15 protein-coding genes are annotated in these 24,010 nt (G+C 45.0%); 9 read left to right on the top strand and 6 right to left on the bottom strand.

Translation table 11 applies throughout. The annotated features are described in order from the left end of the window. Positions 1 to 31 precede the first annotated feature (31 nt). Complete coding sequence (locus tag MHI12_RS24770; RefSeq protein ID WP_405170617.1) at positions 32 to 850, bottom strand: hypothetical protein; 819 nt, start codon at positions 848 to 850, stop codon at positions 32 to 34. 589 nt (positions 851 to 1,439) lie between these two features. Here MHI12_RS24770 and MHI12_RS24765 point away from each other — a divergent pair. Further along, entirely contained in the window at positions 1,440 to 2,105 is a 666-nt protein-coding gene (locus MHI12_RS24765; RefSeq protein ID WP_341008811.1) for a Type 1 glutamine amidotransferase-like domain-containing protein, read from the top strand. Between the two features lie 328 nt (positions 2,106 to 2,433). Here MHI12_RS24765 and MHI12_RS24760 read toward each other — a convergent pair whose 3' ends face one another. The 4 genes from MHI12_RS24760 to MHI12_RS24745 form a co-directional block, all read right to left on the bottom strand. After that, positions 2,434 to 3,672 carry an RNA polymerase sigma factor gene (locus MHI12_RS24760; RefSeq protein WP_405170616.1) on the bottom strand — a complete coding sequence of 413 codons (1,239 nt, stop codon included), beginning with the start codon at positions 3,670 to 3,672 and terminating at the stop codon, positions 2,434 to 2,436. 650 nt (positions 3,673 to 4,322) lie between these two features. Beyond that, positions 4,323 to 5,969, bottom strand: a complete 1,647-nt coding sequence (locus tag MHI12_RS24755; protein ID WP_405170615.1) for an RNA polymerase sigma factor — start codon at positions 5,967 to 5,969, stop codon at positions 4,323 to 4,325. Between the two features lie 1,278 nt (positions 5,970 to 7,247). Then, a complete protein-coding gene (locus tag MHI12_RS24750) occupies positions 7,248 to 7,448 on the bottom strand; it encodes a hypothetical protein (protein ID WP_105408717.1) in 201 nt (66 codons plus the stop codon). A 9-nt stretch (positions 7,449 to 7,457) separates the two neighbouring features. Continuing rightward, on the bottom strand, positions 7,458 to 8,162 hold the full coding sequence (locus MHI12_RS24745; RefSeq protein WP_405170614.1) for a hypothetical protein: 705 nt from the start codon (positions 8,160 to 8,162) through the stop codon (positions 7,458 to 7,460). A gap of 684 nt (positions 8,163 to 8,846) precedes the next feature. On the opposite strand from MHI12_RS24745, the gene MHI12_RS24740 reads away from it, so the two are divergent. Beyond that, positions 8,847 to 9,269: an NUDIX domain-containing protein gene (locus MHI12_RS24740; RefSeq protein WP_405173046.1), complete on the top strand. Its 423-nt coding sequence runs from the start codon at positions 8,847 to 8,849 to the stop codon at positions 9,267 to 9,269. Between the two features lie 561 nt (positions 9,270 to 9,830). Then, positions 9,831 to 11,408, top strand: a complete 1,578-nt coding sequence (locus MHI12_RS24735; protein WP_405170613.1) for a class I adenylate-forming enzyme family protein — start codon at positions 9,831 to 9,833, stop codon at positions 11,406 to 11,408. Between the two features lie 143 nt (positions 11,409 to 11,551). Here MHI12_RS24735 and MHI12_RS24730 read toward each other — a convergent pair whose 3' ends face one another. After that, a complete protein-coding gene (locus MHI12_RS24730) occupies positions 11,552 to 14,356 on the bottom strand; it encodes an endo-beta-N-acetylglucosaminidase (RefSeq protein ID WP_405170612.1) in 2,805 nt (934 codons plus the stop codon). A 212-nt stretch (positions 14,357 to 14,568) separates the two neighbouring features. Between MHI12_RS24730 and MHI12_RS24725 the strand changes: the two genes are divergently transcribed. From MHI12_RS24725 to MHI12_RS24700, 6 genes are all read left to right on the top strand, one after another. Next, positions 14,569 to 16,398, top strand: coding sequence for a sensor histidine kinase (locus tag MHI12_RS24725; protein WP_405170611.1), 1,830 nt, complete (start codon positions 14,569 to 14,571; stop codon positions 16,396 to 16,398). Position 16,399: 1 nt separating this feature from the next. Continuing rightward, entirely contained in the window at positions 16,400 to 17,914 is a 1,515-nt protein-coding gene (locus MHI12_RS24720) for a response regulator (RefSeq protein ID WP_405170610.1), read from the top strand. 281 nt (positions 17,915 to 18,195) lie between these two features. Further along, positions 18,196 to 19,668 carry an ABC transporter substrate-binding protein gene (locus tag MHI12_RS24715; protein ID WP_036673370.1) on the top strand — a complete coding sequence of 491 codons (1,473 nt, stop codon included), beginning with the start codon at positions 18,196 to 18,198 and terminating at the stop codon, positions 19,666 to 19,668. A 77-nt stretch (positions 19,669 to 19,745) separates the two neighbouring features. Next, positions 19,746 to 20,675, top strand: coding sequence for an ABC transporter permease (locus MHI12_RS24710; protein WP_405170609.1), 930 nt, complete (start codon positions 19,746 to 19,748; stop codon positions 20,673 to 20,675). A gap of 24 nt (positions 20,676 to 20,699) precedes the next feature. Then, positions 20,700 to 21,620: a carbohydrate ABC transporter permease gene (locus MHI12_RS24705; RefSeq protein WP_405170608.1), complete on the top strand. Its 921-nt coding sequence runs from the start codon at positions 20,700 to 20,702 to the stop codon at positions 21,618 to 21,620. A gap of 31 nt (positions 21,621 to 21,651) precedes the next feature. Then, positions 21,652 to 24,009 carry a glycoside hydrolase family 3 N-terminal domain-containing protein gene (locus tag MHI12_RS24700; protein ID WP_405170607.1) on the top strand — a complete coding sequence of 786 codons (2,358 nt, stop codon included), beginning with the start codon at positions 21,652 to 21,654 and terminating at the stop codon, positions 24,007 to 24,009. The last annotated feature ends 1 nt before the right edge of the window (position 24,010 follow it).

Here is a 24,010-nt window from a genome sequence, read left to right as displayed (position 1 = left end):
AAACGTGTTTTCCGTCCAATCATTTTTTTATTTATGTTGTAGAATATTTGTCTAATTTAAACCACTGCTGAAATTCTTTTTGTGTGATTTTTTTTACAGGCTTAACTTTTTTGCTTCCTGTATCGTATCTGAAAAGAATCCATTGATCTGAAGGATACTCACTAATGTAATCCATATTTTTTCCGTTCTTATGCCATAAAATTAAACCGGTGCTAATATAGTTGGTTGCCCGAGGGAGATAAACAACACTGTCTTTCTTAGTGTCGTATATTGCTAACGTGCTTTTCTCCGTACTTCCATAAGAAAATGCAATGATGTCTTCTTTTGGTGACCAATTATATGATGAAATGGTTTCTACATTTTGTTTACCTGCTTTTTCAAGACGTTCGTTTATAATCGTGTAATTTCCTGTTTTAAGGTTCACGAGAATGAGGTTGCTGCCGGCACTTTTTTCTACTTGGATAGCAACCCATTCATTCGATGGAGATTGAGCAATACTAGTGATATCCAATAATTTAACTTCAAAATCTCCCGTTTGTAGGGTGTGCTTTTCTTTACCATGAGTAACTGCAATAGTGTCAATTATGTTTTGCTCAAAATCGGCAGCAGCATCTAGCTTTAAGATGTTCGCGGTTATAGAGGTGTTGTCACCTTTCCAGACAATTTTGTTTGAGCTTATTGTTTTTTCAAACTTAGATATATTCTGGTATGTCGAAGCGTTCACAGATGTTGAGCCAGCAGCAATGTGTGCTATTTTATCAGAAGTATGAAACGAAGATGATGCAGTTGATAACGTGCCCATGCTTCCTAAGACAATTACGCTTGATAATAAAACATTGGTGTATTTCATTATTATCTCTCCTTCATTTTGGAAAGTCGATTTACATGATGTGAGTCCCTCCAGAACTATTCCAATCTTTGCTTATCGTTATAAATTTGTAAAGATATGAAATCATAGAGAATTATCATCGATCGCGGAAAGTAACGATTGAAGTATATCCTCAGGACGACTTTATTGAAGGTACAATAGAAGAGTCTATTCACAATTTAGAGATCCCAACGTTCGAACAATTAGATAATGATACCTGGGATTTCGAAACGATGAAGGGTTTTCAGTTTTCGTTCCTATTTGTAGAGTTTGTTGTTCAACAATATGGAATAGACCAGTTAAACAAATTGATCCGTAACCCCCAGGATTTTAATGGTATCTTTCAATGTTCCGAGAAGGAATTACATCAGAAGATGGTAGAATTTATAAGTAAGTAACCCATACAAAAATGTATGTTGCCCGGGGGAAGAACCGGGCTTTTTTTAACGTGGTTAGAGTTATGGTAAATGTACTATCAATAAATTGGATTATTTTGTATAATGTATATAAAAAGAGGTTATCTATGAATCCTATGGATGAACGTAAAGAATACATATGGAGGTAATTAAGTTTGAAAACTCACTACTATTTCAGTTGGTTTAATCATTTTTTTCCTGAGAAGCTGGTCCATTGTTTGCAGGAGGATATACAAGACAGAAAATCGCTTGTTATGATTAGTGCTAATCCGTCTGGTTATAAAGATGAGCAAGTTAACTTTGATGATGTTTCTGAATGGACATGGTTGAATCAGGCTAACATTATTTTTGATGAATATCATTTTATTGATTACCGCATGCAGAAGGAAGATGCCCAGCGATTCATTCAGAACGCTTCTGTCATTTTTTTATGTGGTGGATATCCTGTTTTGCAGAACGATTTTTTGGCGGAATATGAATTATCGCATGTTATTAAGAATAGCGATGCCGTTATCATGGGTGCCAGCGCCGGTGCGTTAAACATGGCTGCAAAATGGTTAAGCTTGAATAACACTGATGAAGTTGAAACAAGTACCATTTATAATGGTATTGGTTTTGATCATTTTGCCTATGAATCTCATTCTCAACGCGACTACGCCACGTTTGTTCAAGGCTACCTGTTCCCCTTGTCTGAAGAGAATGATGTTTATGCGGCAGAACAGGAGAGCGCTATACGTGTAAAGGACGGCAAAATAGAAATAATGGGACCTGTATATTTAATTTCCCACTCAAAGATTCAGAAGTTGGTTGAGACGCTCTAATTAGGGTGAGTGGCTGTGACCTTACATAAGTAATTCCTTTTGATGTATAAAATCAAGGCTAACAGGCGAATCATCTCAGGTCTCCTTTCTATGATTAGAATACAGTTTGTAAACAGATGCAATCTTAATATCCCTAGGACTTATAGTCGGCAGGGTATCGAAGTGATCAGTTGCTTATTTCAACTAACGGACAGGATAGTTTAATGATTGGTGCTAAAAGGCTGTACTAGATAGAACAATGTATAGTGTACTGTTGAGCTATGGGAGACCATAACAAAACCACCTTTTCGAAGGTGGTTTTGTTATGGTCAAATACTAGTATCAAAATTTAACATAGCCTAGATTTTAAATATTGCACCCACATCCCATGCAGCTCAGTTTCCGATACTTGAAATGCGCCTTGAAAATCAGTGGCATCGCGTATGAATTTGTTGAGCGCATCTAAACTGTATGAATGGATGAGATATTCTACGAGCAAGTGCGAGAATCCATATCCCCCTATCTTCTCGAAATCCCAGGTATCATTTGTTAATGCTTGAAAGCTAGGGACAGCGTTATTTTGAATCGATTCGGAGGTGCTATACTCGATATATTCTTGTGACATTTGTTTGGCTTCATGCCCGCCGAGACCGTGTGTAAGCCATTTTGGTGCCAACGGATTAATATCCTTCACTAACCACATTGTAAACAAGCTTATAGTGTGCCGTAGTACCGATTGATACGTATGCTCAGGGCCTGGGTTGAGTGGGGATACAATCTTAATTTTATTGTCTTCATAGGTTCCCATAAACCAATTGGGCGCATCCGGCTCGTTTATTGCTTGATGAAAAGTGGGCAGATCCGGATAGATCTCAATAGCGATTTTCTGAGAAGGTCGATGACGATAGATTGTAATAATTCGATCTACATTGCTTTTCAACTCTTCAAATAAGTCATGGTATACCTTGTTCATACCATCATTTTTGGAGGGAGCCTCGCTTTTATCCACAATTGATATCAATTCTTTAATAGACATGATTGTAATGTCACCCCATTCTTTTAATTCTTTTTTTAGTTTGTTTAAGGCACGATAGAGTCTGTTCTTAACTGCGCTTTCAGACATCCCGATGATTTTGGATATTTCCAATAAAGTGCAATCGACGAAAAAACGCATTGATATGATTTGCTGATCTAATTCATTCAATCGGGCTAATGCAGCACTAATATCAAGACGGATATCGACATCTCTAGCAATATCGAGGGATATCGATTGGGACTGAAAATCGATTACTTCGTGCAACATTTCTTTAGTTCGTGATTTCGTGCGATACTCGTTTTTCACAATATTTTGAGCGATTTTGAAGAGCCAAGTAAATATACTGGAGTTATACTTAAACAAGTGAAAGTTTTCCATTGCTTTTAAAAAAGCTTGTTGCGTTAAGTCATCGGCAGTTGCTGAATTTGTTTTTACTGCAATATAATTTCGAATTCTATCTCGATATTGATTATAAATGGCTTCGAAATGCTGGATGTGCTCCTGATCCTCCGGAAGAACAGGGATTTTCTTTTTGTCTTGAGCTCGTGACACCAGTAATACCTCCTCCTGAACTTACAATTCATTAGACACCGAAGGGAGGTAAAAAGCCACATCGTTTTAAAATAATTTTACACGACGCCACTCCACTTTTTTTTAAACCCCGAAAAAGCAAAGCGTAAAGGCAATTCGGCTATGTGGTATTAAGTGAGGATTACCAATGGAGAAAGAGATGCAGGAGCTTAAAAAACGTATTGGCTTTCTGGGAAAGCAAATTCAGCTCATCTTGATTGGAATCTTTTAATTTAATACCCCCCAACCAATTAAGCTAACGGGAAACGTTAGCTCAATAACAATAAGAAAGCAGCTGATCATTGTGATTGGCTGCTTTTACTCAACTAACGGGCAGTTTTGCTGAATAGATCTGCTGAGTATGTGGAGCATCTGACCTCTCACGGTTGGTTGCGGACAAGAAAGATAAAAATCGTAAGGTACAGGAGTAATCTGGCAGATACGATTGCGAACAAAAACTACCCATGACGCATGTGCGTCATGGGTAGTTTCTAATCATTTCCATACATTCAGGAGGGGGCCGTGTGAAATAGCGATGTCCTAATCACTTCGTTGGACAGGACAGACAAAGTTTTGTGTAAAAATGGCCACCGTCCGGGAACGGCTATTCTTCGTATCATTTCCGAACCGACTTACTTGACCGGCCCCATCCAGGTTGAAATCGTCTTCTGCTGGTGCGGCAACGGCGGTTTCAACTTCCCGTTATCGATCAAATGCTTCAAAATATAAGCGACCAGCCGGCCTCCGCCGGTGTTGCCTCTCACCATATAAGCAAGCTGCGGCTCCAAATGCTTCGGCTGATTTTGCAGGAACAGGTTGAGCATTTTATCGTAGAGCTTGCCGACAGCAGGCGCGTACAGAGCGGACAAATCAGGCATTGCCTTGTTCAACCGATCCAACGTTTGCGGAGAGTCGATCCAAACCGCATTGAACTTGTACCCCTCCTCCGTCTTGCGGATGTACCCCTTCTCCAGCAGGAACGAATATTGCTCGGCGTTCTCTTCGTTGTCGGGCAGTTCCCCTTGTTGGAACGCATGACAAATCTCGACATTCCGGTATTCCAGGAAACGCCAATCCATCTGGCGGTCGCTCCAGTACGTATTGAATTGCCACAAGTATAAGGGAGTGTCTTCGACGTAGCGGAGCGACGGACCGAAGGTGACGTAACTACTCAAATCAAAACCCGGATCGGAACTGTGGCTCTGGTTTAACGCCGCATAGGCAATATACTGACCTCCGTCCTTTCGCATTGGTGCGACCGCATCGAAGTTTTCGCCCGCCGGCATGCTCCGCCATGATTGCTCCTCGACGTTCTTGGGCAGCAAGGTCCAGAGCAGGAAGTTATAGTCGCCGTCCGGAACGTAAACTCCGCTATCCTCGACTTGCCGGCGAACTTCCATTAATGCATCGAAATGAACATCGGCCACTTCGGCGGCGCAATCTTGCCAGAATTGATGACCAGCTACGGCTAACTCGAAGAGGTCCCAGACGATGGTATTGCTTTGATATTTGCCGGGAGAGGTTTGGATGAGAAAATTGTAATCGGCCAGGTGCCGGACTTCGCCTTCCAGCAAAGACGGCGGCATTCCGAGCTCCTCCGCGATTTGATGTACGGTACGCGCCTTATGATAAGCCGCGTAAACGATATTTTGCGCCAAGGCGCGTCCAAGAAAATCGTTGGTTTCGCCAAGGCTGCCGGCCGAACCGGAATGGCCCATTTCCCCCATGCTGACCGGATTGACACTTAAAGTTCCTGTTGCACGCATACGTTTCATCCCTTTCCGTAACTTCTTTTTGGCCTCGCTCAAATGCCACTTCACCGTGTTGACAGGAATGTTCAGAGCAATCGCGATATCGCCGATTTTAAGCTCGTCGTAGTAATGCATGACTACGATCCGGCGATGGATGTCGGATAGAAACGCGACTTCTCGGCGCAGTTCGCGGTAAGCTTCGGTTACCAGCAGCCGGTCAAGCGGCTCCCGGGAAGGGGCGGCAGACAGTTCGGACATGCCGTTGATTTCGATCGCTTGGGGGGCGTGCGCACGCTTTTTCAACCAATTCACCCAAGTGTATCGGGCAACCGTCCAGACGTAAGCGTCAAGGCTTCTAATGTCCCGCACCCCAGAGAAGGATTTCAACAACTGCAGCATAATCTCCTGAGCCAGATCCTCCGCCTCGGCCCGCTGCTTGACCCGGTTTAACGCAAAACCGAAAATCGGTTTGACATAGCTCCGAATCGCTTCCGCCGCTTCTTTTCCGTTTTTACCAATTGAGTCCATTTTTTGCCTCCATAGTTGCATCTGTAATTCCTGACAATTATATAGTGTGCCAGGCGAAATAAAGGTTGGGATTATTTTTTTAAAAAATTGGACGTCCTACCGGATCACTCATACATGTATAATTACAAACATCATGAATAGATCATTTGTATGGTTAAAAAGACGTTATGAACTTTTTGTTAAGTATATTGGAAAAGAATTAAACAAGTTGAAGATTACTTTAGATGTAAAGGTCTCACTTTTAGTATATAAACATACTTTTTTCCGTTCAACTATGGGAGGATACAAACTAGGGGCACGAGCCGAAGTTCTTCTTCGGGTACTTGGGATACTCTTTCGTTCCGTAGTTAACCAGGAGTGGTCTCGATTAATTATTCAAATGCATAATTGAGGTGCATTAACCTAACGTGAAACGTTAGCTTAATATAACTTAAGAAGGCATCAAAGTGATCAGCTGCTGATTTCAATTAGCGGACTGACAACAGGGATCGTTGCAGAAATGCTGACGATCCTTTTTTGTATATGTTTACGTATGAGTATTTAAATCAAGAAAAAGGGCTTCTCCGTAGACCAGGACGCCCCAAGTGCGGGTCAGCGATCACGTACCTGAATATAAAGGGAAAACAGTGGGTGTTGCCCGGCAAGGTGACGTTTTTATTTTTCGCAATCCGATTGGTAATTTAGGTGATGCTGAGTATCTTACATGCTGTAAGCTTAGTAGAAGTGACTTTGTAGAACCATTCAAACGCTCTACACAGAGCGACAATGGATCGAACATGAAGACGGTACGATTTACTTCAACTTACTTGCAGAACGGTTTATGCCCATTATATAAGCCTATTGGTAAGAAAATGGGGGATGTATAACTATATTGGACTTTTATGAAAAAAAAGGTATAGAAATCCACTGCGCGGATCTGATGCTCTTTAATCAGTATTTATGGCGTAAAGCCAGGGAGCTTGAAGAAAATGAACCGGAGAATGTTAGGCGAATCGTTCAGATTTGTGAGATGATCAGGGACATTAGTAAGACATTTGAGGTTAGAGCCTGACACAGCTCATTAGAAACAAACTCTATATATTATAAAACAGAAGATTCTATTTTCTGGCATGGTTGTTTGTAGGGGAGAATGCATGTTGGAGGAGATATATTTCATTATTTTCTGAAGATAAGCAGAAAAAAACATCTCCTGGAGGAGATGCTTTTTTCTTGAGTAGAAACATTTGTTAGGATTGCTACTGGGAATCATTCGTCCTAAAGTGAGGAAGTATAAATATATTACTCTCTTTTTTCAGCATCTAATCGCCGACGAAATACCAAAGCCGAGACAGCAAATACAATAAACGATGCTGCTGAAGCAGCGGTAACCATCTTCAACACATTGCCTATTGGAGAGTTAAACAACAGAGCAACTGAGATGATTAAAACAGCACCAGTTAAACCCATCCCCAAAACCGAGATCGCTAAAATCTTGTTCATCAAATCACCTCACAGGTAATTGAAACAAGCTACTGCCCCAGCGATAGCACCACCACCAAGAAGTGCATATGCACCAATACATGCAGCACATATCGGAGCAGTCACTGGTGTCGGTACTGCACACGAACCCCCACACGCGACCGCAATAATATAAGCCGCCGTACCACCAATTCCAAGTACTGCTCCAAGACAACCTGCCACTGCGCCTACACTATTTGGTTGCACTCCAGAGTTAACTGGCTCTTCTGCAAGCATTTCTTCATCTGTGATATAAGGTCTGTCAGTGTCCACGGATTTAACAACTGATCCATTCAAATACGTCTCAACTCGGAAGTTTCCTGCCTCATTCTTGGTCACCAGCATTTCATTTGTCTGCAATACGGTATTATCCTCATCGAAGAATACTGTTACGTTACTAGGAAGGCTGTAATCCCCATGCAAAGGAACTGTAACAACCGTAACTCCACCGCCAACCGTGTACACACTCGATTTTTCCAAATCAAAAGCAGAGACAGGGGCGATATTCTCAATTTCACCTGCTTCTACTCCATGTAGGGTTGCATCGATCAATTCCTTGGCTTCATTACCTATAACTACAGCAAAATCTTGGCTGTTATCCGCTTGTGCTGTAACACTCAAATTTGGAGATAAACTTAAACAGAAAATAGACAAAATCATTAATACTGGAAAAAAGGCCTTTTTCGCCTTTAACATAATAAAACCTCCTATTTTTTATTATTTCGTCATAACATTTCCTCTTCAAGATCGATACCGTCTGTACGCAATTGCTTAGATACCAGTTCGAAAGCATCTGCATGTTTAATGAGGGCTTTTTTTCTCGTTTTCCGGCGTACCTGGGAGTGTATTATAGAACTGAATGCTACTAGGCCTGAATTTGGATTTCTCCTGCCCTGAGTTGGTCTCCTGATACTTTGCCCATTAAGCTGAAGCTTAGGGAAAACGTACCCGCAATTAACCAAGTCTTCTTAAATTTCAATAACATTCACGCTCCTTATAACAAGTTTTGAGGATTTCCCTCACATATATAAGACGCCAGAAAAGGAAAATAGTTACTTTTTTATTCATTATTTTGCTATATAGTACAAAAAAAGATAGAATAACCACCTATATGGACGACACACCGTAGAAACAAATTCCACATACTAAGTACGAAAGCCCGTCTCTAAAGGTATAGTATGGCAGAAAGTAGAGAACAGGAAAATTATATTAGGATGATGAGTTCCTCATTAAACTAACGGGCAGGATACTGGAAATCGTTTTAAGAAATTAAAGGTGATGAAATATATTCTGCGGGGTGTGTGTATTGAGTGAAAATGAGCATTGGCATTGTCATTTAGGTGCATATGGGATTTGTTTGAATGACAAAAACTATTAGTTATTCACAAGGGAGCTGGTCCATACTTCCGACGATATGACCTACCTGGCGGAACAGTTGAAGCAAATGAATCTTTAGCAGCGGCGGTGCAAGGAGAATTCCTTGAGAAAGCTGGTATCAACGTACAAGTAAAAGAAAATGTTGGCGTATGTGATTTTTTGATTCCTTATAAATTACACAAAAAGGGCACTTCTCATATTCATCATATTGCCATCTTTTATTTAGTTCAAATAATCGGTGGTACTCCTACTCAGACTCCTGAAAAGTTCGAAGGGCAGGATTCACTTGGTGCATTATGGCTACCGAGAAAAGAAATAACTGCTGACAATTCTTTACCACTCGTTCTCCAAGCATTTCAATGGCTAGAAACGAAAAAACTATCCTTCGAGTTCCAGAGATTGGATACTTGGGTAGTGTTAAAGTAGAAGCATTAAGCTAACGGGGAACGTTAGCTTAATGCTCAAAGAATAAACGTGATCAACTGCGGTTTACAACTAACAGGTGACAATAGGGATCGTTGCAGAAATGTTAACGTTCCTTTTTTTTATATGTTACGTCCAGGCTTATAAGGATTAATATCCGAAAGTTCACATAACTGCTGGTCATGACGATTTTATCGCTGTTCAAGCACTAAATGGAATAATCTCTTCCCGAAGAAGTGGGCTTTGATGGAGGTTAAATACTGTCGGCTGGGCATCTAAGTGATTAGCTGCTGATTTCAACTAGCGGACTGACAATAGGGATCGTTGCAAAAATACTAACGACCCGTTTTTTCATACCTTTAGAGAAGAGAATCATGATGGCTAATTAAGCTAGAGAGAAGGTTAACGGCAAGGATCGTCTGTTGGCTGAACTGTAATATCAGGAGAATTTATAGTTTTAATAGGGGATAATGATTACTTATTATTCCAGATATATGCTACTCTCATCTTATTCCGTAGTTTTCTTAACGGAAAAATGGAAATTTAAATGTTGGGGGTAATTGCTTGCTTCTATCCGAACGATTGCCAATTGCAGCAAGTCTATACCCTGAGGAACCTGCGTTAATGAGACATGGGCAAACGATGAGTTATGGGGAGCTTTACGGTCTAGTTGAAAGACTTAGTCATTCTCTGTATGTTGAAGGACTCCGGGCCGGTGATCGCATTGCCCTTTTAGGTGATCCAGATCCCCAGCTCGTTGTTGCGTTTTATGCAGCAGTTGGGATCGGTGCTATACCGCTCGTACCGTCTCCTATGCTAACAGTGCCTGAACTCGCTGCCATATTTCAGGATGCAGAACCACATATGGTTATTTATGATGACCAACATGCCGAAGCCGCTATCGCCACGGTAAAGCTTCTTGGGTATTGTCCAAAACTATTCACGACAGACGAAGAAGGGACGATTAGCAGTTCGCTCGCTGCTCTTTTACAGCAGGAACCCGCGTTCTCTTCAAAAGACCATTTCAAACGAAGTGTAGACGATACGGCAGTTCTGATTTATACGGGTGGGACAACCGGTCGACCAAAAGGGGTAATGCATTCGCATCGAGGTATGGCAGCTTGGAATCAACTTACGCCTTCAGCAGGCTTCGGTCATGATCTCAGGCGTCGTGTGTTAGTGCTCAACCTATCCCATCTGGTGGGTAAGTTTCAGTTGTGGGCGACCATGGCTGCCGGAGGCTGTCTTGTATTCCTAGACGAATACCCGGCAGATGTACACCGCATTTTGGAAGCTGTTGAACGTGATCAGATTACGCAACTCAGCACAGTAGGCCAACTGCTCCGTGATCTTACCCGCGAGGCATCCGTCGGGGGGAGAAACTTGAAGAGCCTGTCGCTTATTGGCTGCGGAGGGTCCATTATTTCTCCGGATACACTACAGGAGGTCGTATCGCAATTTCCTGAAGTTATCATTGTGAACAACTACTCACAAGCGGAATGTGGAATGTCCATAAGCTGTCTTTTTCCTGCTCAGCATATGGGCGATCCTCATCTCCTTCGATCCGTAGGTCGTCCTGCTGACCTGGCTGCTCAGGGTGAACAGGCTTTTGAAGTTCGGATATTAGATACGGACGGAAGTGAGACAGTTACGGGCGAGGCTGGAGAAATCGTTGTTCGAGGTGCACAGACCATGCTGGGGTATTGGCGCCAGTTGGAGGCTACTGCCGAGACCATGTCCGATGGCTGGATCCGAACTGGCGATGTCGGTTGTCTGGATGCCGAGGGTTACCTTTATGTGTTTGATCGCTTGAAAGATATGGTTATTGTGGGCGGTTCCAATGTGTTTTGTGCCGAAGTGGAGCATGTTATTGTGAGCCATGAGTCGGTAAGCGAGGCGGCCATAATCGGACATCCTCTTCCTGAAGAAGGCGAGGAACTCGTCGCTTTCATAGTGTTACGGGACGGTGAAAGTTTAGATCTGACACAGGTGCGGGCGTTCTGTGAGCCACACCTTGCTTCGTACAAATGGCCGACTCAACTGTTCATTGTGGATACTTTGCCTAGAACAGCCGTGGATAAAATAGACAAAAAGCAGTTGCGCAAGCATCTATCCTCAATTTCATCCGAAGGACTATGCTAACGGGAATGCTGCTTAATAGCTGTTGGCCAGAATATTTATTGTTAGATCAACAAGAACAGCCCTTCAACTTCCTTTTGGAAGTGAAGGGCTGTACGCTTTTATCTCAACTGGTATGCAGGCGGGCGCGAAAATACCTTGCAGTATTACCTCAAAATCGTACTGGCCTGATTACCCGCATAATCCTCAATGACCAGCTTCAAAGAGCTGTTGCTGGACGCTGGTGTGAAGGTAAGTTCACTCAGCTTTGTTCTTCCCCGAATGATATAGGGGAATTTCTGCGAAACGTAAGTGACTCCGAACTCGCGTGCCACCCCATTTTCATATACATAGATCTTGTACCAGTCCTCCAGATCGGGCAGGGCAAGTGTGTACTTTCCATCTTTTACCGTGACCTTTTCCTTGGCGTATGGTGTAATCTGAAGATCTGCGAGCTGTCCGGTATAGGTTACCGGATTTTGGTCGCCAATGGCGATGTTCAGCACGTAATGTTCACCATTGGTCGGAAGTCCGGTCAGGACGGCAGATTGTTTTCCTTTTTTGACCTGAAGCGACTTGGTGAAGGGTTCTTTCGTGTATTCAGTTTTTAGTGTGAGCTGAATCGACTCGTTGCCTTTACCTTTATCTTTATTTTTATCCTTGTCTTTATCTTTGCCCGAATCTTTCGCTTTCTTCGGGTTTTTCCAGCTTACAATAGCATCACCATTCTTTTTGAATTTCACATCGATATTCTGAACGGCTGCATTCAGATCATAAGGCAGGACCGCTGCTTCACTCTCGGTACCATCTGCACCAACCGCACGAATGGACAGTTCACCAGACGGCTGTTTTAGCGATTTGATATAAAAAGTGGAATCATACACGCCGCCCACATAGGCGCCATTTTCATATAAATTGTATTGTTTGACCTCAGAGTAGTCCTTCATGTCCCATGCGACAACCAGTTCATCGGTGTTGGTCAGTGCTTTGGCAATATGGAATCCGGTCGGTGCATCCGGTACAGCCGCTGAACCGTCGGAAATGCGGATCTCGCCAATATTCATCTGGTAATTCTCAATCGCTTTGCCATTCGGGTCAAAAGATAACCCCATAGCGGCAATGGTTTTTCCATGATAGGCGCTCAAATCCAGCGAAGTTGTCTTCCAGCCTTCTGTATGCTGGCCTGCATTAGGCACATTTACGTTGACCACGTTGGATGGATCATCTTCGAAGATCAACCCAACATGCAGGGAGGAAGCGTCACTAGTCGACGGTTTGTTATACGTCAGTTCCAGTTTCGATTGTCCGTTGACGGACAGGTCGGTTTTGTAGAGGCGAAGGAAGTTCTCCGCGTTCAGTGTACCGTTCACCACGAGAGAGCTACCGCCATTAAACGCGCCAATGGAGTCATATGTGTACCTTGCGCCTTTCTCGTAAGATGGACCGTAGTCAAAATCAACACTGAGCTTGTCACCTTTACTATCCATCCACCATTGCCAGGTGACAGGGATATCCTGAATGTTGATATTGGACCATTCTTTATCGTTCGAGACAGCGCCGTCTTCATAATATTTCAGACCGTGGCCTGTATTGAAACTTGTTGCAAAATTAGAGCCGTTGATAACGGAGCGTTCGGTCAGATACGCAGCGATTCCATCCCAATTTGCACCGGAAGCATACACATCCGACAGATCGGCAGACGCATTACGACGTGCATCTGTCGGGTCTTGATTTGGACCAGACCACCAGGCACGATCACGTACAAAGGTCATCCACTGGTACTCATCTTCCGCACGATGATTGGTGCTGCCATCGCCCATCTCTTCATCCAGAGCGTTGTGGGTGAAGTCGGCACCTAATGTCGCGATGCTATTCATGGGTTGACCGTTCTCATCCAGATTATGGCGCAGGTCATAGGATTGCTTCCAGCGGCCGAATTTGTCATGTCCACCTTCAACACCAGCAAATACGGTTTCCAGTGGATCCAGTCCCAAGCTAAGGGCATGATCACGGGAATCGCGGAGCATCTTGTGGTTCCATACATAGTTCAGGAAGATGGAATCCGAGACTCTGCCGAGAACGGAATCCTGTACAAAGGGGCTGTTAAGCCCATTGAATTGGTTCTGGTATTGAATTTTGCCTGTTGTATTGATGGTGGAATCATACCACTGAACGTACAGGCCTTTATCTCTTAGATATTTCATGAATTTCTTGTAGGAAGCGATGTCCTCAGGGGCTACACCCCGGGCAACCTCTTCCTGATTGAAGAAATATCCATCGTAGTTGTAGTATTCTGCCATCTCGGCCAGTTTCTCGGCGACAGGGGAATTACCGTTTTCATCCTGGATCAGCATTTGTTTGTACGTCTGTGGTCCACGGTCATTGTCTGAGAAAAAGATGTTAGCAATGGACTTAACGCCGTTCTTGTGGGCTGCATTGGTGTAGGCCGGATTCGGAATGTTCAAAATGCCAAACTCGAAGTATTTCTCCGTCCACTCTTTACTCGGGTCATACAGCTCCTCAGGTACTCCCGCAGAGGCCATGCCGTGCCAATAGCTGTAGTAGTCTGTATATTGCCAATAATTAAACAGATACTGGCTGAATTCATTGGTATAAGGTGTGCTATCGAAGAATGCATTGCCGTAATCACCACTCATTGTGAATAGCTGGGTGTCCGGGCTAAGCTCAGGATAAGCCTGTGTGGCAGCGAACGCTTCATTACGGGGCTGCAAGGGTACATGGGCACGAAGTAAATCGCCATGGATATCACTTTCCGGTGTCCAGTTCAGAATCTGGGCCGAGGTGTATCCGTGTTGATAGGGCTGATTCACCCCTTTGGCACTTTCACCGGTGTAAGGGAGCGTGTCTCCGGCATAAACGGATGATGCAACAACTTGTCCAAGCAGAGCCGTAGTCAGGACTATGGCGGTTACCTTGGGAATGAGGGCTTTTGGTTTGAGTTTGCGTGTCATGCTGTTCCTCCTTCAAGTGGAATGAATGTAAGGTATTCTTTTACACAAAGCTAAACTTATGGTTAACGATAGTGGATGAAAGCGTTTTTAAATAGGGTGAAATTAAAGAATCGCTAGTACAAACTAAAGAAAAGTTACAGGTGACAAGTTAATGTCAGAAGCCTGATGGTATAATTCAAGTCAGGAAAACAGCATCGGAGGGAACATGCGAATTGAAAATTGTTAGCGTTTACAATAATTTCTTCAAAAATAATATGTTTATGAAAATGCTCCTGATTTTCTCGATGATATCGATTGTCACGATTATTACGTTGTCTTATATTATCTTCCTGTCAGTGTCCGACTCCACGATTCGCCGGGAACTGGCGATCCAGAAAGCGGCGATGGAACATGTGGATCGGTACATTCATCAGCAGTATGAATCGGTACAAAACATGGTGAGGGACATGCATCAGAATGAGGCACTCTCGGCCAACATTACTTACCTGATGAATCATTCGTACGCTGAGTATGTGCAGCACATGACCAATGGATATTACGCCAATCAGGACGATTATTCGGCCGATGTGTTGAAACATTTTCAGAACATTATGGATCGTAATTCGCAGATTAACCAACTCATGTTGTATAGCGCCGAGCAGCAGGATCTGTCTACGTTTAATCAACACAAGCAGTTCCGCAAGCTGGACGCCAATGTAGCTCATTCCTATATTCCGGACGTGATGGCGATGGAAACGCCCAATATCAGTGCACCCAATTACTGGATTCGCAAAGAGATCAATCAATGGGACCCTGCGCTCTATTCCATCCGCGTACCGATTAACAATACACAGACTCTTCGGAATCTGGGCCAGTTTCTTGTCTTCTTTGACTCGGAGGGAATCGGTAACGCGCTGGATAACTACGAGAGCAATCTCAAGGGAGAAATCGTGGTGTTGTCGGCCAAAGGCACAGTCCTGTTCGACTCCAACAATCATTATTATGGCAAGCAGTACCCCTATGTGAATGTGGCCGATTCTCTGTTTGATCAGACGGATATGGATTCGATGAAAAAGGAGCAGAACATGTATGTGAACAAGTTTGTCTCCGCGGATCAGGGTTATGTGGTCATTGGCACCGTTCCGGTGGAAGAGATGGCTGAAACCTATGCGGGCATTCGCAATACCATCATCTCGATCAGTATTGTGTGTATTTTATTTGCTGTGCTGGTTCCGGCGTTTTTCATTATTAACTTTGCCAAACGAACCCGTCGAATTATTCGCTTCACCCAGAAAGTAAAATACGGCAACTTCACGGCTCGCATCGACGATCCGCGTGATGATGAACTGGGGCAGATCTCACATAGCTTCAACGACATGCTGGACGAGCTGAATCTGTATATTGAACGGGTCTACAAAGCCGAGATCAAACAGAAGGAGACCGAGCTGGTTGCATTACAGGCGCGTATCAATCCTCACTTTCTCTACAATACACTTGAAGTGATTCGGATGAGGGCGATATCCCAAGGGGCGAGAGATGTCGGCGAGATGATCTATAGCCTATCCGTATTGTTTAAGAGCCTGGTACAGCAGAAGAAGAACTATACGCTGAAGGATGAGATGGAAGCTTGCCGCTTGTATCTGGAGTTATTCCGAATCCGCTACAAGGATATTTTCATATATACGATCCAGATCGACCCTTCGTATTATCAACACCCTGTGGTGAAACTTTCGCTGCAACCCATCATTGAGAATTATGTCGTACATGGCATTCAGACAGAACGTTCGGATAACCGATTATCGATTGTTGTGGAAGAGACAGATGATGTGGTGCAAGTGGAAGTCAAAGATAATGGCAAAGGCATTGATCCGGCACGCCTGACGGAAATCCTTGAAGAACTGGAACGTCCTGAAGAGTCTGGTCAGATGTTCGGGCTGCGCAGTGTCCATAGTCGATTGCGCTTCCTGTATGGGCCAGAGTTCGGTATCACCATAGAGAGCACCCTCGGAGAAGGAACACGAATCAGGGTGCGTTATCCACATACAGAAGGGACAGGTGTTTAACATGTACAAGGTGTTTATTGTGGACGACGAGCCATTCATCATTGAAGGTTTATACGATATTGTGGACTGGTCTTCGTTTGGAATGGAAATTGTGAGCCATGCAGGTAATGGGCAAGCAGCGTTACAGGCGCTCTCTTCTCAGCCTGTGGACATTCTGATCACGGATATATCCATGCCACTCATGAATGGTCTTGACCTGATTCGGGAAGCAAGGCGAGTACAACCTGAGCTTAAGGTCATTATCCTCAGTGGTTTCAATGAGTTCGAATATCTGAAGGAAGGCATGCAACTGGGAATCGAAAACTATCTGCTCAAACCGATTAATGTGGAGGAACTGGAATCCACGCTAAGCAACACCGCGTCCAAGCTGGATCATACGGTATCACCTCAAGCCGATGATGCGTATGGCATCCAGATTCTGAAAGATAACATTCTTCATCGATGGCTTACGGGACAGATTGCAGCTACCGAATTTGAAGAACGTGCCCAGTTTATGAACCTTTCGCTGGATGCACCGGACGTTGCTGTGGCCATTCTACGTGACAAAGGGCAAGTACCCGGCATGTTTGAACGTGTAGAAGAGATGCTGAGAGACAGACGCCATCTGAACGTATTTCATGATATCGATGGAGACATCGTCATTATTGCCAATATTCAGGGTACGAGTGACGAGAAACAGAATTTGATGGATGGCCTGCAGGCATTATCTGATGAGATAACCGTAACCCATCCGGCGGTGCGCATTGGAGCAGGCAGAATGATGAAAGGGCTGTACCATGCGCCGACCAGTTATGCCGAGGCCAAAAAAGCACTCCAGTATGTGATGATTTATCCCGACCTTAAAGTCATCGACCATGGCATACTGGAAAGGTGCGGAAGTTCAACAGCGACCTTTTTCATTGATTGGAGGGAATACGCCAAACTCATTCTGTCCCGCAATACAGAACAACTTGCCGACCGGATTCGTATGGATTTTGAACAGCATCGCGATGGGCTTACGCCTGGGGAGTTACAGAATACCGCACTGGAAGTTGTGATTCGCTTCAAAATGGAACTGGAGAGCATCAAACACTCGGATGAGTCTGCCATATACCAACAAGGGCTTCAACTTGTACTGGACAGTGGTACTTTTGATGAACTCGTGCGGGCGCTTCAGCAGGTTGGGTCGCAGACGATCCAATCCCTATTGCAGGATCTGAAGAATCCGATTGTGAATCAGGTGCTTCAGCATATCGACAAACACTACGCAGAAGAACTTTCCCTGAAGCTGCTGGGTGCCCACTATCATCTGCATCCGGTGTATTTGGGACAATTGTTCCATAAGGAGACCGGAGAGACGTTTGCCGAATATATCAACAAATACCGGATTGAACGTGCGAAGGAGCAACTGCGCAATTCCAATCTGAAGGTACATGAGATCGCCCGAAATGTGGGGTATTGGGAGACGGGGTATTTCTATAAACAGTTCCGCAAATATGTAGGAATTTCACCGACTGATTTCAAGGTGTTTGGTTAATTCGGTGACGGGTAGATCCAACCATGCGGACAGAGAGCCAAGAGACATATCGGGAACAGGAATGGCATGGATGAAAATCATGGCATACGTTACCCGGCATGTCTCTTTCATGTAAGCGATTTATTTAAATAGGTACAAAATAGTTGCCCAAGGACGATTTCTCTTTAATTTGTACCTCGAAAACTTAAGTTTATCTTCTTTTTGTAAATGCTTTCATTCGATAAGGTTAAAGCAGTTAGTAAGTAGAGCCTAAGGGAACACGAAAAGGGAGGATCAAAGAAATGAGTAAACAAAGAAAACGCTTCTCACTCGTTCTTGCATTGTTAATGGCCGTTACACTTGTTCTTAGTGCCTGTGGAGGAAGCAAAGATGCTTCAGAATCCGGGGGAGCTGGAGATGACGCCGTAGAGTTGATCTGGTATACCATCGGTACCCCTCAGAAAGACGTCAACAAAGTGATGGAAGAAGTGAGCAAGTATACCAAAGAGAAAATTAATGCCACGGTAACGATGAAGATGGTTGACTGGGGTGACTACCCGCAGAAGATGCAGGTTAACGTAGCTTCCGGTGAGCCAATGGACATTCTGTTCACTTCTTCTGGTGGATTCGATTATGTACAAAATGCTAGAAAAGGTGCATTCCTCGAACTGGATGACCTGCTTGCTGAATACGGTCAGGATCTTACCAAGACCATTGATCCGGCATTCCTCAGCGGTTCCAAGGTAGATGGACACAATTACGGAATTCCAGCCAACAAAGAGCTGCCACAACAAGAGGTATGGCGCTTTAACCAAATGCTGGTTGATAAATACAAGCTGGACATCTCTGGCGTTCGTACGTTAGACAGTCTGGAGCCTCTGCTCAAAACAATTAAGGAAAACGAGGCGAGTGTAACACCATTTGCCATGGATAAAAACTATGTTCCTTACGTGCCATATGACTATGTCATTCAGAATCTGCCGATGGCAATCAAGCTGGATACAACGGACTATAAACTCGTGAACATATTGGAAACACCTGAAATGAAAGAAGCACTTACGACGATGCACAAATATTACAAAGCCGGTTATGTATCGGCAGAAGCAGCCACAACAGGTTCCACGAACGACCTGACAACATCGGGCAACTGGTTCCTGGATCGTGCACAGACTCAGCCACTCGCGGACAATCAATGGTCTGCAAGTTACGGTTATCAAGTTGTTTCAACACCTGCAAGTGAAGCAATTATAACGAATACATCTGTACAAGGCTCCATTATGGCGATCTCTGCCAACTCGGAATATCCGGAGAAAGCGATGGAGTTCCTGAACCTGCTGAATACAGATCCTGTGCTGCGTAATATGGTGGATTCCGGTATCGAGGGCACACACTACAAAAAAGTAGATGACACGCATATGGAAAATCTGCCTGAATCGAAAAACTACGATATGCCTTCTTACTCCCTTGGGAATAACATGCTGCTCTATCTGAACAGCAATGACCCTGATAACAAATGGGATGAGTTCAAGAAGTTTAACGCTGAAGGTGTCAATTCCCCGATCCTCAGCTTTAACTTTGATGCAAGCAATGTATCTGCCGAACTGACGGCGGTACAGAACGTGAAAGAGCAATATTGGGCAGCACTGATGACAGGTACACTGGACCCGGCAGCCAATCTGGATCAAGTGATTGAGAAGTTCAATCAAGCCGGACTGGAGAAAGTAATGGCTGAAGCCCAAAGCCAGCTGGATGCCTGGAGAGCAGAAAACAAGTAACAGTACATCGTAAGGATCGGGCGGCTGCTTATCGCGTCCGGTCCTTTTTCATTCAAGCCTGAAGGAGGATATCCACAATGACTACATTTTTGAAAAACCTGATTAGAAACCGAGTCATGTTGCTCATGGTGCTGCCAGGCGCCATCTGGTTCTTCTTCTTCTCCTACTTGCCTCTTGTGGGTACAGTGGCTGCTTTCAAAGAATATCGATTCAGCCGTGAAGGGTTCTGGGCAAGTCTGATGAAGAGTGAATGGGTTGGCTGGGACAATTTCAAATTCCTGTTCAGCACAAGTGACGCATGGCTCATTACACGCAACACCCTCTTTTATAACATTGCCATTATCTTCCTGGGGCTGGTATTTTCTGTGGCATTGGCAATCCTGCTCTCGGAACTAGTGAATAAACGACTCGCCAAACTGTATCAAACTGGTATGTTTCTGCCGTATTTTCTATCCTGGGTTATTGTTGGTTACTTCGCATTCAGCTTCTTGAGCATGGACCGCGGGATGTTGAATCAGATTATCGGCTGGTTTGGGATGGAACCAATTCAGTGGTACTCTGAGGCGAAATATTGGCCGTATATTCTGGTATTCGTAGCGTTATGGAAAACCATCGGGTATAGCAGCGTTGTCTATCTGGCTTCCATACTGGGGATTGATAAATCACTCTATGAAGCAGCCATGATTGATGGAGCAAGCAAATGGCAGCAGATTCGCAATATTACGATTCCGTTGCTGTCGCCCATCATCACGATTATGACCTTGCTGGCCGTAGGCCGCATTTTCTATGCCGACTTTGGACTCTTCTATCAGGTGCCAAGGGATTCGGGTACGCTTTATTCCGTGACAAATGTTATTGATACGTATGTATATCGAGGTTTGAAAACTAGTGGTGAGATCGGCATGAGTACAGCAGCGGGATTGTATCAATCCGTGGTGGGCTTTGTGCTTGTTATTATCTCCAACTATGTTGTGCGCAAAGTCGATAAAGATAGCAGCCTATTCTAGGACAAGGGAAAGGAGTGAACCACTATGGCTCAAGCAGGGTTTGTTAAAAAACGCGACTTCCACCACGTATCCAACGGCTGGAACGTGATCATGAACATCATCGCAGGTCTATTCGCTCTGATCTGTGTATTTCCTTTTATATTTGTAGTTATCATCTCGTTTACAGACGAGAAAGCACTGGCCCGTGATGGGTATCGTCTGATTCCGGCAGAATGGAGTCTCGCGGCATATCAGTTTGTCTGGCAGAGTGGGGACACGCTGCTGCGGGCGTATGGAGTTACCATTCTGGTGACGGTACTTGGTACCATCATTAGTCTGATTCTCATGTCGCTGTATGCGTATGCGGTTTCCCGCAAGAGCTTCAGGTATCGGAGATTTTTCTCCATCTTTGCGATTCTGACCATGTTGTTCAACGGCGGGATGATTCCAACCTATATGGTCGTATCCCAGCTGCTTGGGTTGAAAGATACGTTATGGGCACTGATTCTGCCGCTGGCGATGAATGCCTTCTATATTATGATCCTGCGTACATTCTACTCCACCAGTGTACCGGATGCAGTCATTGAATCGGCGAAAATTGATGGCGCTGGTGAGTTCTATACCTTTATGAAAATCGTGGTTCCACTTTCCTTGCCGGGACTGGCAACCATCGGGTTGTTCAGTACACTCGGTTACTGGAATGATTGGTTCAATGCGCTGTTATATATCGATAATCCGAATCTGGTGCCGCTGCAATCCATGCTGATGCGGATTGAGTCGAGCATCCAGTTTATCCAGCAGAACTCTGCTAACAGTTCGATGAGTCTGGCAGCCATGCAGTCCATTCCGCAGGATACGTCCCGAATGGCGATGGTTGTGCTTGCTACGTTGCCGATTATATTCGCTTATCCGTTCTTCCAGCGTTATTTCGTACAGGGTCTGACGGTGGGCGCGGTCAAAGAATAATCGGATCACGTTATAGGATTGGAGAGATGCAATGATGACTTACAAGGACCAAAGCAAATCCGTAGAGGAACGGGTACAACACCTGCTGAGTCTGATGACTACGGAAGAAAAGGTAGGCCAACTCACTCAGCCATTTGGCTGGCAAACATATACGAATGATCAAGGGAACATCACGTTAAATGATTCCTTTAAACAGCAAGTGGAAAATGGAGGCATCGGCTCCCTCTATGGTGCACTTCGCGCAGATCCGTGGACTGGCGTTACGTTGGAAAATGGACTATCCGCCAGAGAAGGCGCTGAGGCGGTTAACCTGATTCAACGTTATGCAATAGAACATTCCAGACTGGGGATTCCCATTCTGATCGGGGAAGAGTGCTCGCATGGTCATATGGCTATTGACGGAACGGTCTATCCTGTGCCTCTTTTACTGGGGAGCACCTGGAATGTGGATCTTTATCGGGAGATGTGCCAGGCAGTAGCAAGGGAGACACGTGCCCAAGGTGGCGCGGTCACCTATTCTCCGGTACTGGATGTTGTGCGTGATCCGCGCTGGGGACGTACCGAGGAATGTTTCGGTGAAGATCCGTTTCTCATTGGAGAACTGGCAGTTGCTTCCGTGGAAGGGCTTCAGGGTGAAAGTCTTGACCGTGAAGATACAGTAGCGGCAACGCTGAAACATTTTGTTGGTTATGGCAGCTCGGAAGGTGGACGTAATGCAGGGCCTGTACATATGGGCTGGCGCGAACTGCTGGAAGTGGATCTGTATCCATTCCGCAAAGCGGTGGAAGCGGGCGCTGCGTCGATCATGCCAGCGTACAACGAAATTGATGGCACGCCTTGCACCGTGAATACGGAATTGCTGGAAGATGTTTTGCGTAAGGATTGGGGCTTTGACGGTCTGGTCATTACGGATTGTGGTGCGATCAACATGCTGGCAAGTGGGCATGATGTCGCGGCAGATGGAATGGAAGCTTCCGTACAGGCGATTGAGGCAGGCATCGATATGGAAATGTCCGGTGAGATGTTTGGGCAATATCTGGTGCAGGCGGTGGCAGAAGGCAAGCTTGATATGCAGGTTCTGGATCAGGCTGCCTCTCGCGTGCTGGCATTGAAGTTCAGACTGGGCTTATTCGAACAGCCTTATGTGGATGCCGATCGGGCAGCAGAAGTGATTGGCAGTGAAGCGCATGTTCAGCTGGCACGCCAGTTGGCTGCGGAAGGTGTTGTACTTCTCAAAAATGAGGCTGAAACTCTACCTCTCTCGTTAGCAAATGTGGGCCGGATTGCCGTGATCGGCCCAAATGCGGATCAGGCTTACAATCAACTGGGCGATTACACATCTCCGCAACCGAAGTCGAAAGTGGCGACGGTACTGGATGGGATTCGCAGTAAGCTGGCTAATCGTGTGGATGGGCAAACGGAGAAGAGTTCTGTTGGTCCTTTGACTGGTGACAGCAGTACAGATCAGGTTCTTTATGCACCAGGCTGCCGGATCAAGGGTGATTCGAAAGAAGGATTCGAGCGTGCCCTTGAAGTTGCCAGTCAAGCGGATACAGTCATTATGGTGGTTGGCGGTTCCAGTGCGCGTGATTTTGGAGAAGGAACGATCGATCTGAAGACAGGCGCTTCCAATGTATCGGATAACTCATGGAACGATATGGAGTGCGGCGAAGGGATCGACCGGATGACGTTGGGGCTTGCCGGAGTACAACTGGAACTCATTCAGGAGATTCACAAGCTCGGCAAGAAGCTTGTCGTTGTTTACATCAATGGTCGTCCCATCACTGAGCCTTGGGTAGATGAACATGTCGATGCAATTCTGGAGGCGTGGTATCCGGGCCAAGAGGGCGGGCATGCCATTGCAGATATTTTATTCGGTGATGTGAATCCATCGGGTAAATTGACGATCTCCATTCCAAAGCATGTCGGCCAATTACCGATCTATTATAACGGCAAACGTTCCCGAGGCAAGCGTTACCTCGAAGAGGATCTGGAGCCACGTTATGCATTTGGATACGGACTGAGTTATACCACATTTGAGTACAGTGAACCGCAGCTGAGTGCTGCGTCCATGACAACTGATGATTCAGTTACGGTATCGGTGAATGTGACCAACACTGGCCGTTATGCAGGTGCAGAAGTTGTACAGATGTACATCTCTGACGTGGTTAGCTCTCTGACTCGTCCCGCTAAGGAACTGAAGGGGTTTGCAAAAGTGAACCTGGAGCCAGGAGAGACACAGACCGTGGAATTCCACATCGGGGCCGAGCAGCTGCAGTATATTGGTCGTGATTTGAAGCCTGTCGTTGAACCGGGACAATTCCATATTCATATCGGCAGCAGCGTAAACGATACGCAAATAGCCGAACTGACCGTAAGGGAGGCGTAAG

This window comes from Paenibacillus sp. FSL H8-0280, assembly GCF_045040665.1.
In the GTDB taxonomy this organism is placed as follows: Bacteria; Bacillota; Bacilli; order Paenibacillales; family Paenibacillaceae; genus Paenibacillus; species Paenibacillus xylanexedens_A.
Note: the sequence above shows the minus strand (reverse complement) of the source record. Positions and strands in the feature narration are given on the sequence as shown.

Bases quoted from the DNA above. Each gene is read 5' to 3' on its own strand.
- MHI12_RS24710 (WP_405170609.1), top strand. From the start codon at position 19,746: ATGACTACATTTTTGAAAAACCTGATTAGAAACCGAGTCATGTTGCTC.
- MHI12_RS24700 (WP_405170607.1), top strand. From the start codon at position 21,652: ATGATGACTTACAAGGACCAAAGCAAATCCGTAGAGGAACGGGTACAA.
- MHI12_RS24755 (WP_405170615.1), bottom strand. From the start codon at position 5,969: ATGGACTCAATTGGTAAAAACGGAAAAGAAGCGGCGGAAGCGATTCGG.
- MHI12_RS24745 (WP_405170614.1), bottom strand. From the start codon at position 8,162: ATGTTAAAGGCGAAAAAGGCCTTTTTTCCAGTATTAATGATTTTGTCT.
- MHI12_RS24715 (WP_036673370.1), top strand. From the start codon at position 18,196: ATGAGTAAACAAAGAAAACGCTTCTCACTCGTTCTTGCATTGTTAATG.
- MHI12_RS24770 (WP_405170617.1), bottom strand. From the start codon at position 850: ATGAAATACACCAATGTTTTATTATCAAGCGTAATTGTCTTAGGAAGC.
- MHI12_RS24705 (WP_405170608.1), top strand. From the start codon at position 20,700: ATGGCTCAAGCAGGGTTTGTTAAAAAACGCGACTTCCACCACGTATCC.
- MHI12_RS24750 (WP_105408717.1), bottom strand. From the start codon at position 7,448: ATGAACAAGATTTTAGCGATCTCGGTTTTGGGGATGGGTTTAACTGGT.
- MHI12_RS24720 (WP_405170610.1), top strand. From the start codon at position 16,400: ATGTACAAGGTGTTTATTGTGGACGACGAGCCATTCATCATTGAAGGT.
- MHI12_RS24730 (WP_405170612.1), bottom strand. From the start codon at position 14,356: ATGACACGCAAACTCAAACCAAAAGCCCTCATTCCCAAGGTAACCGCC.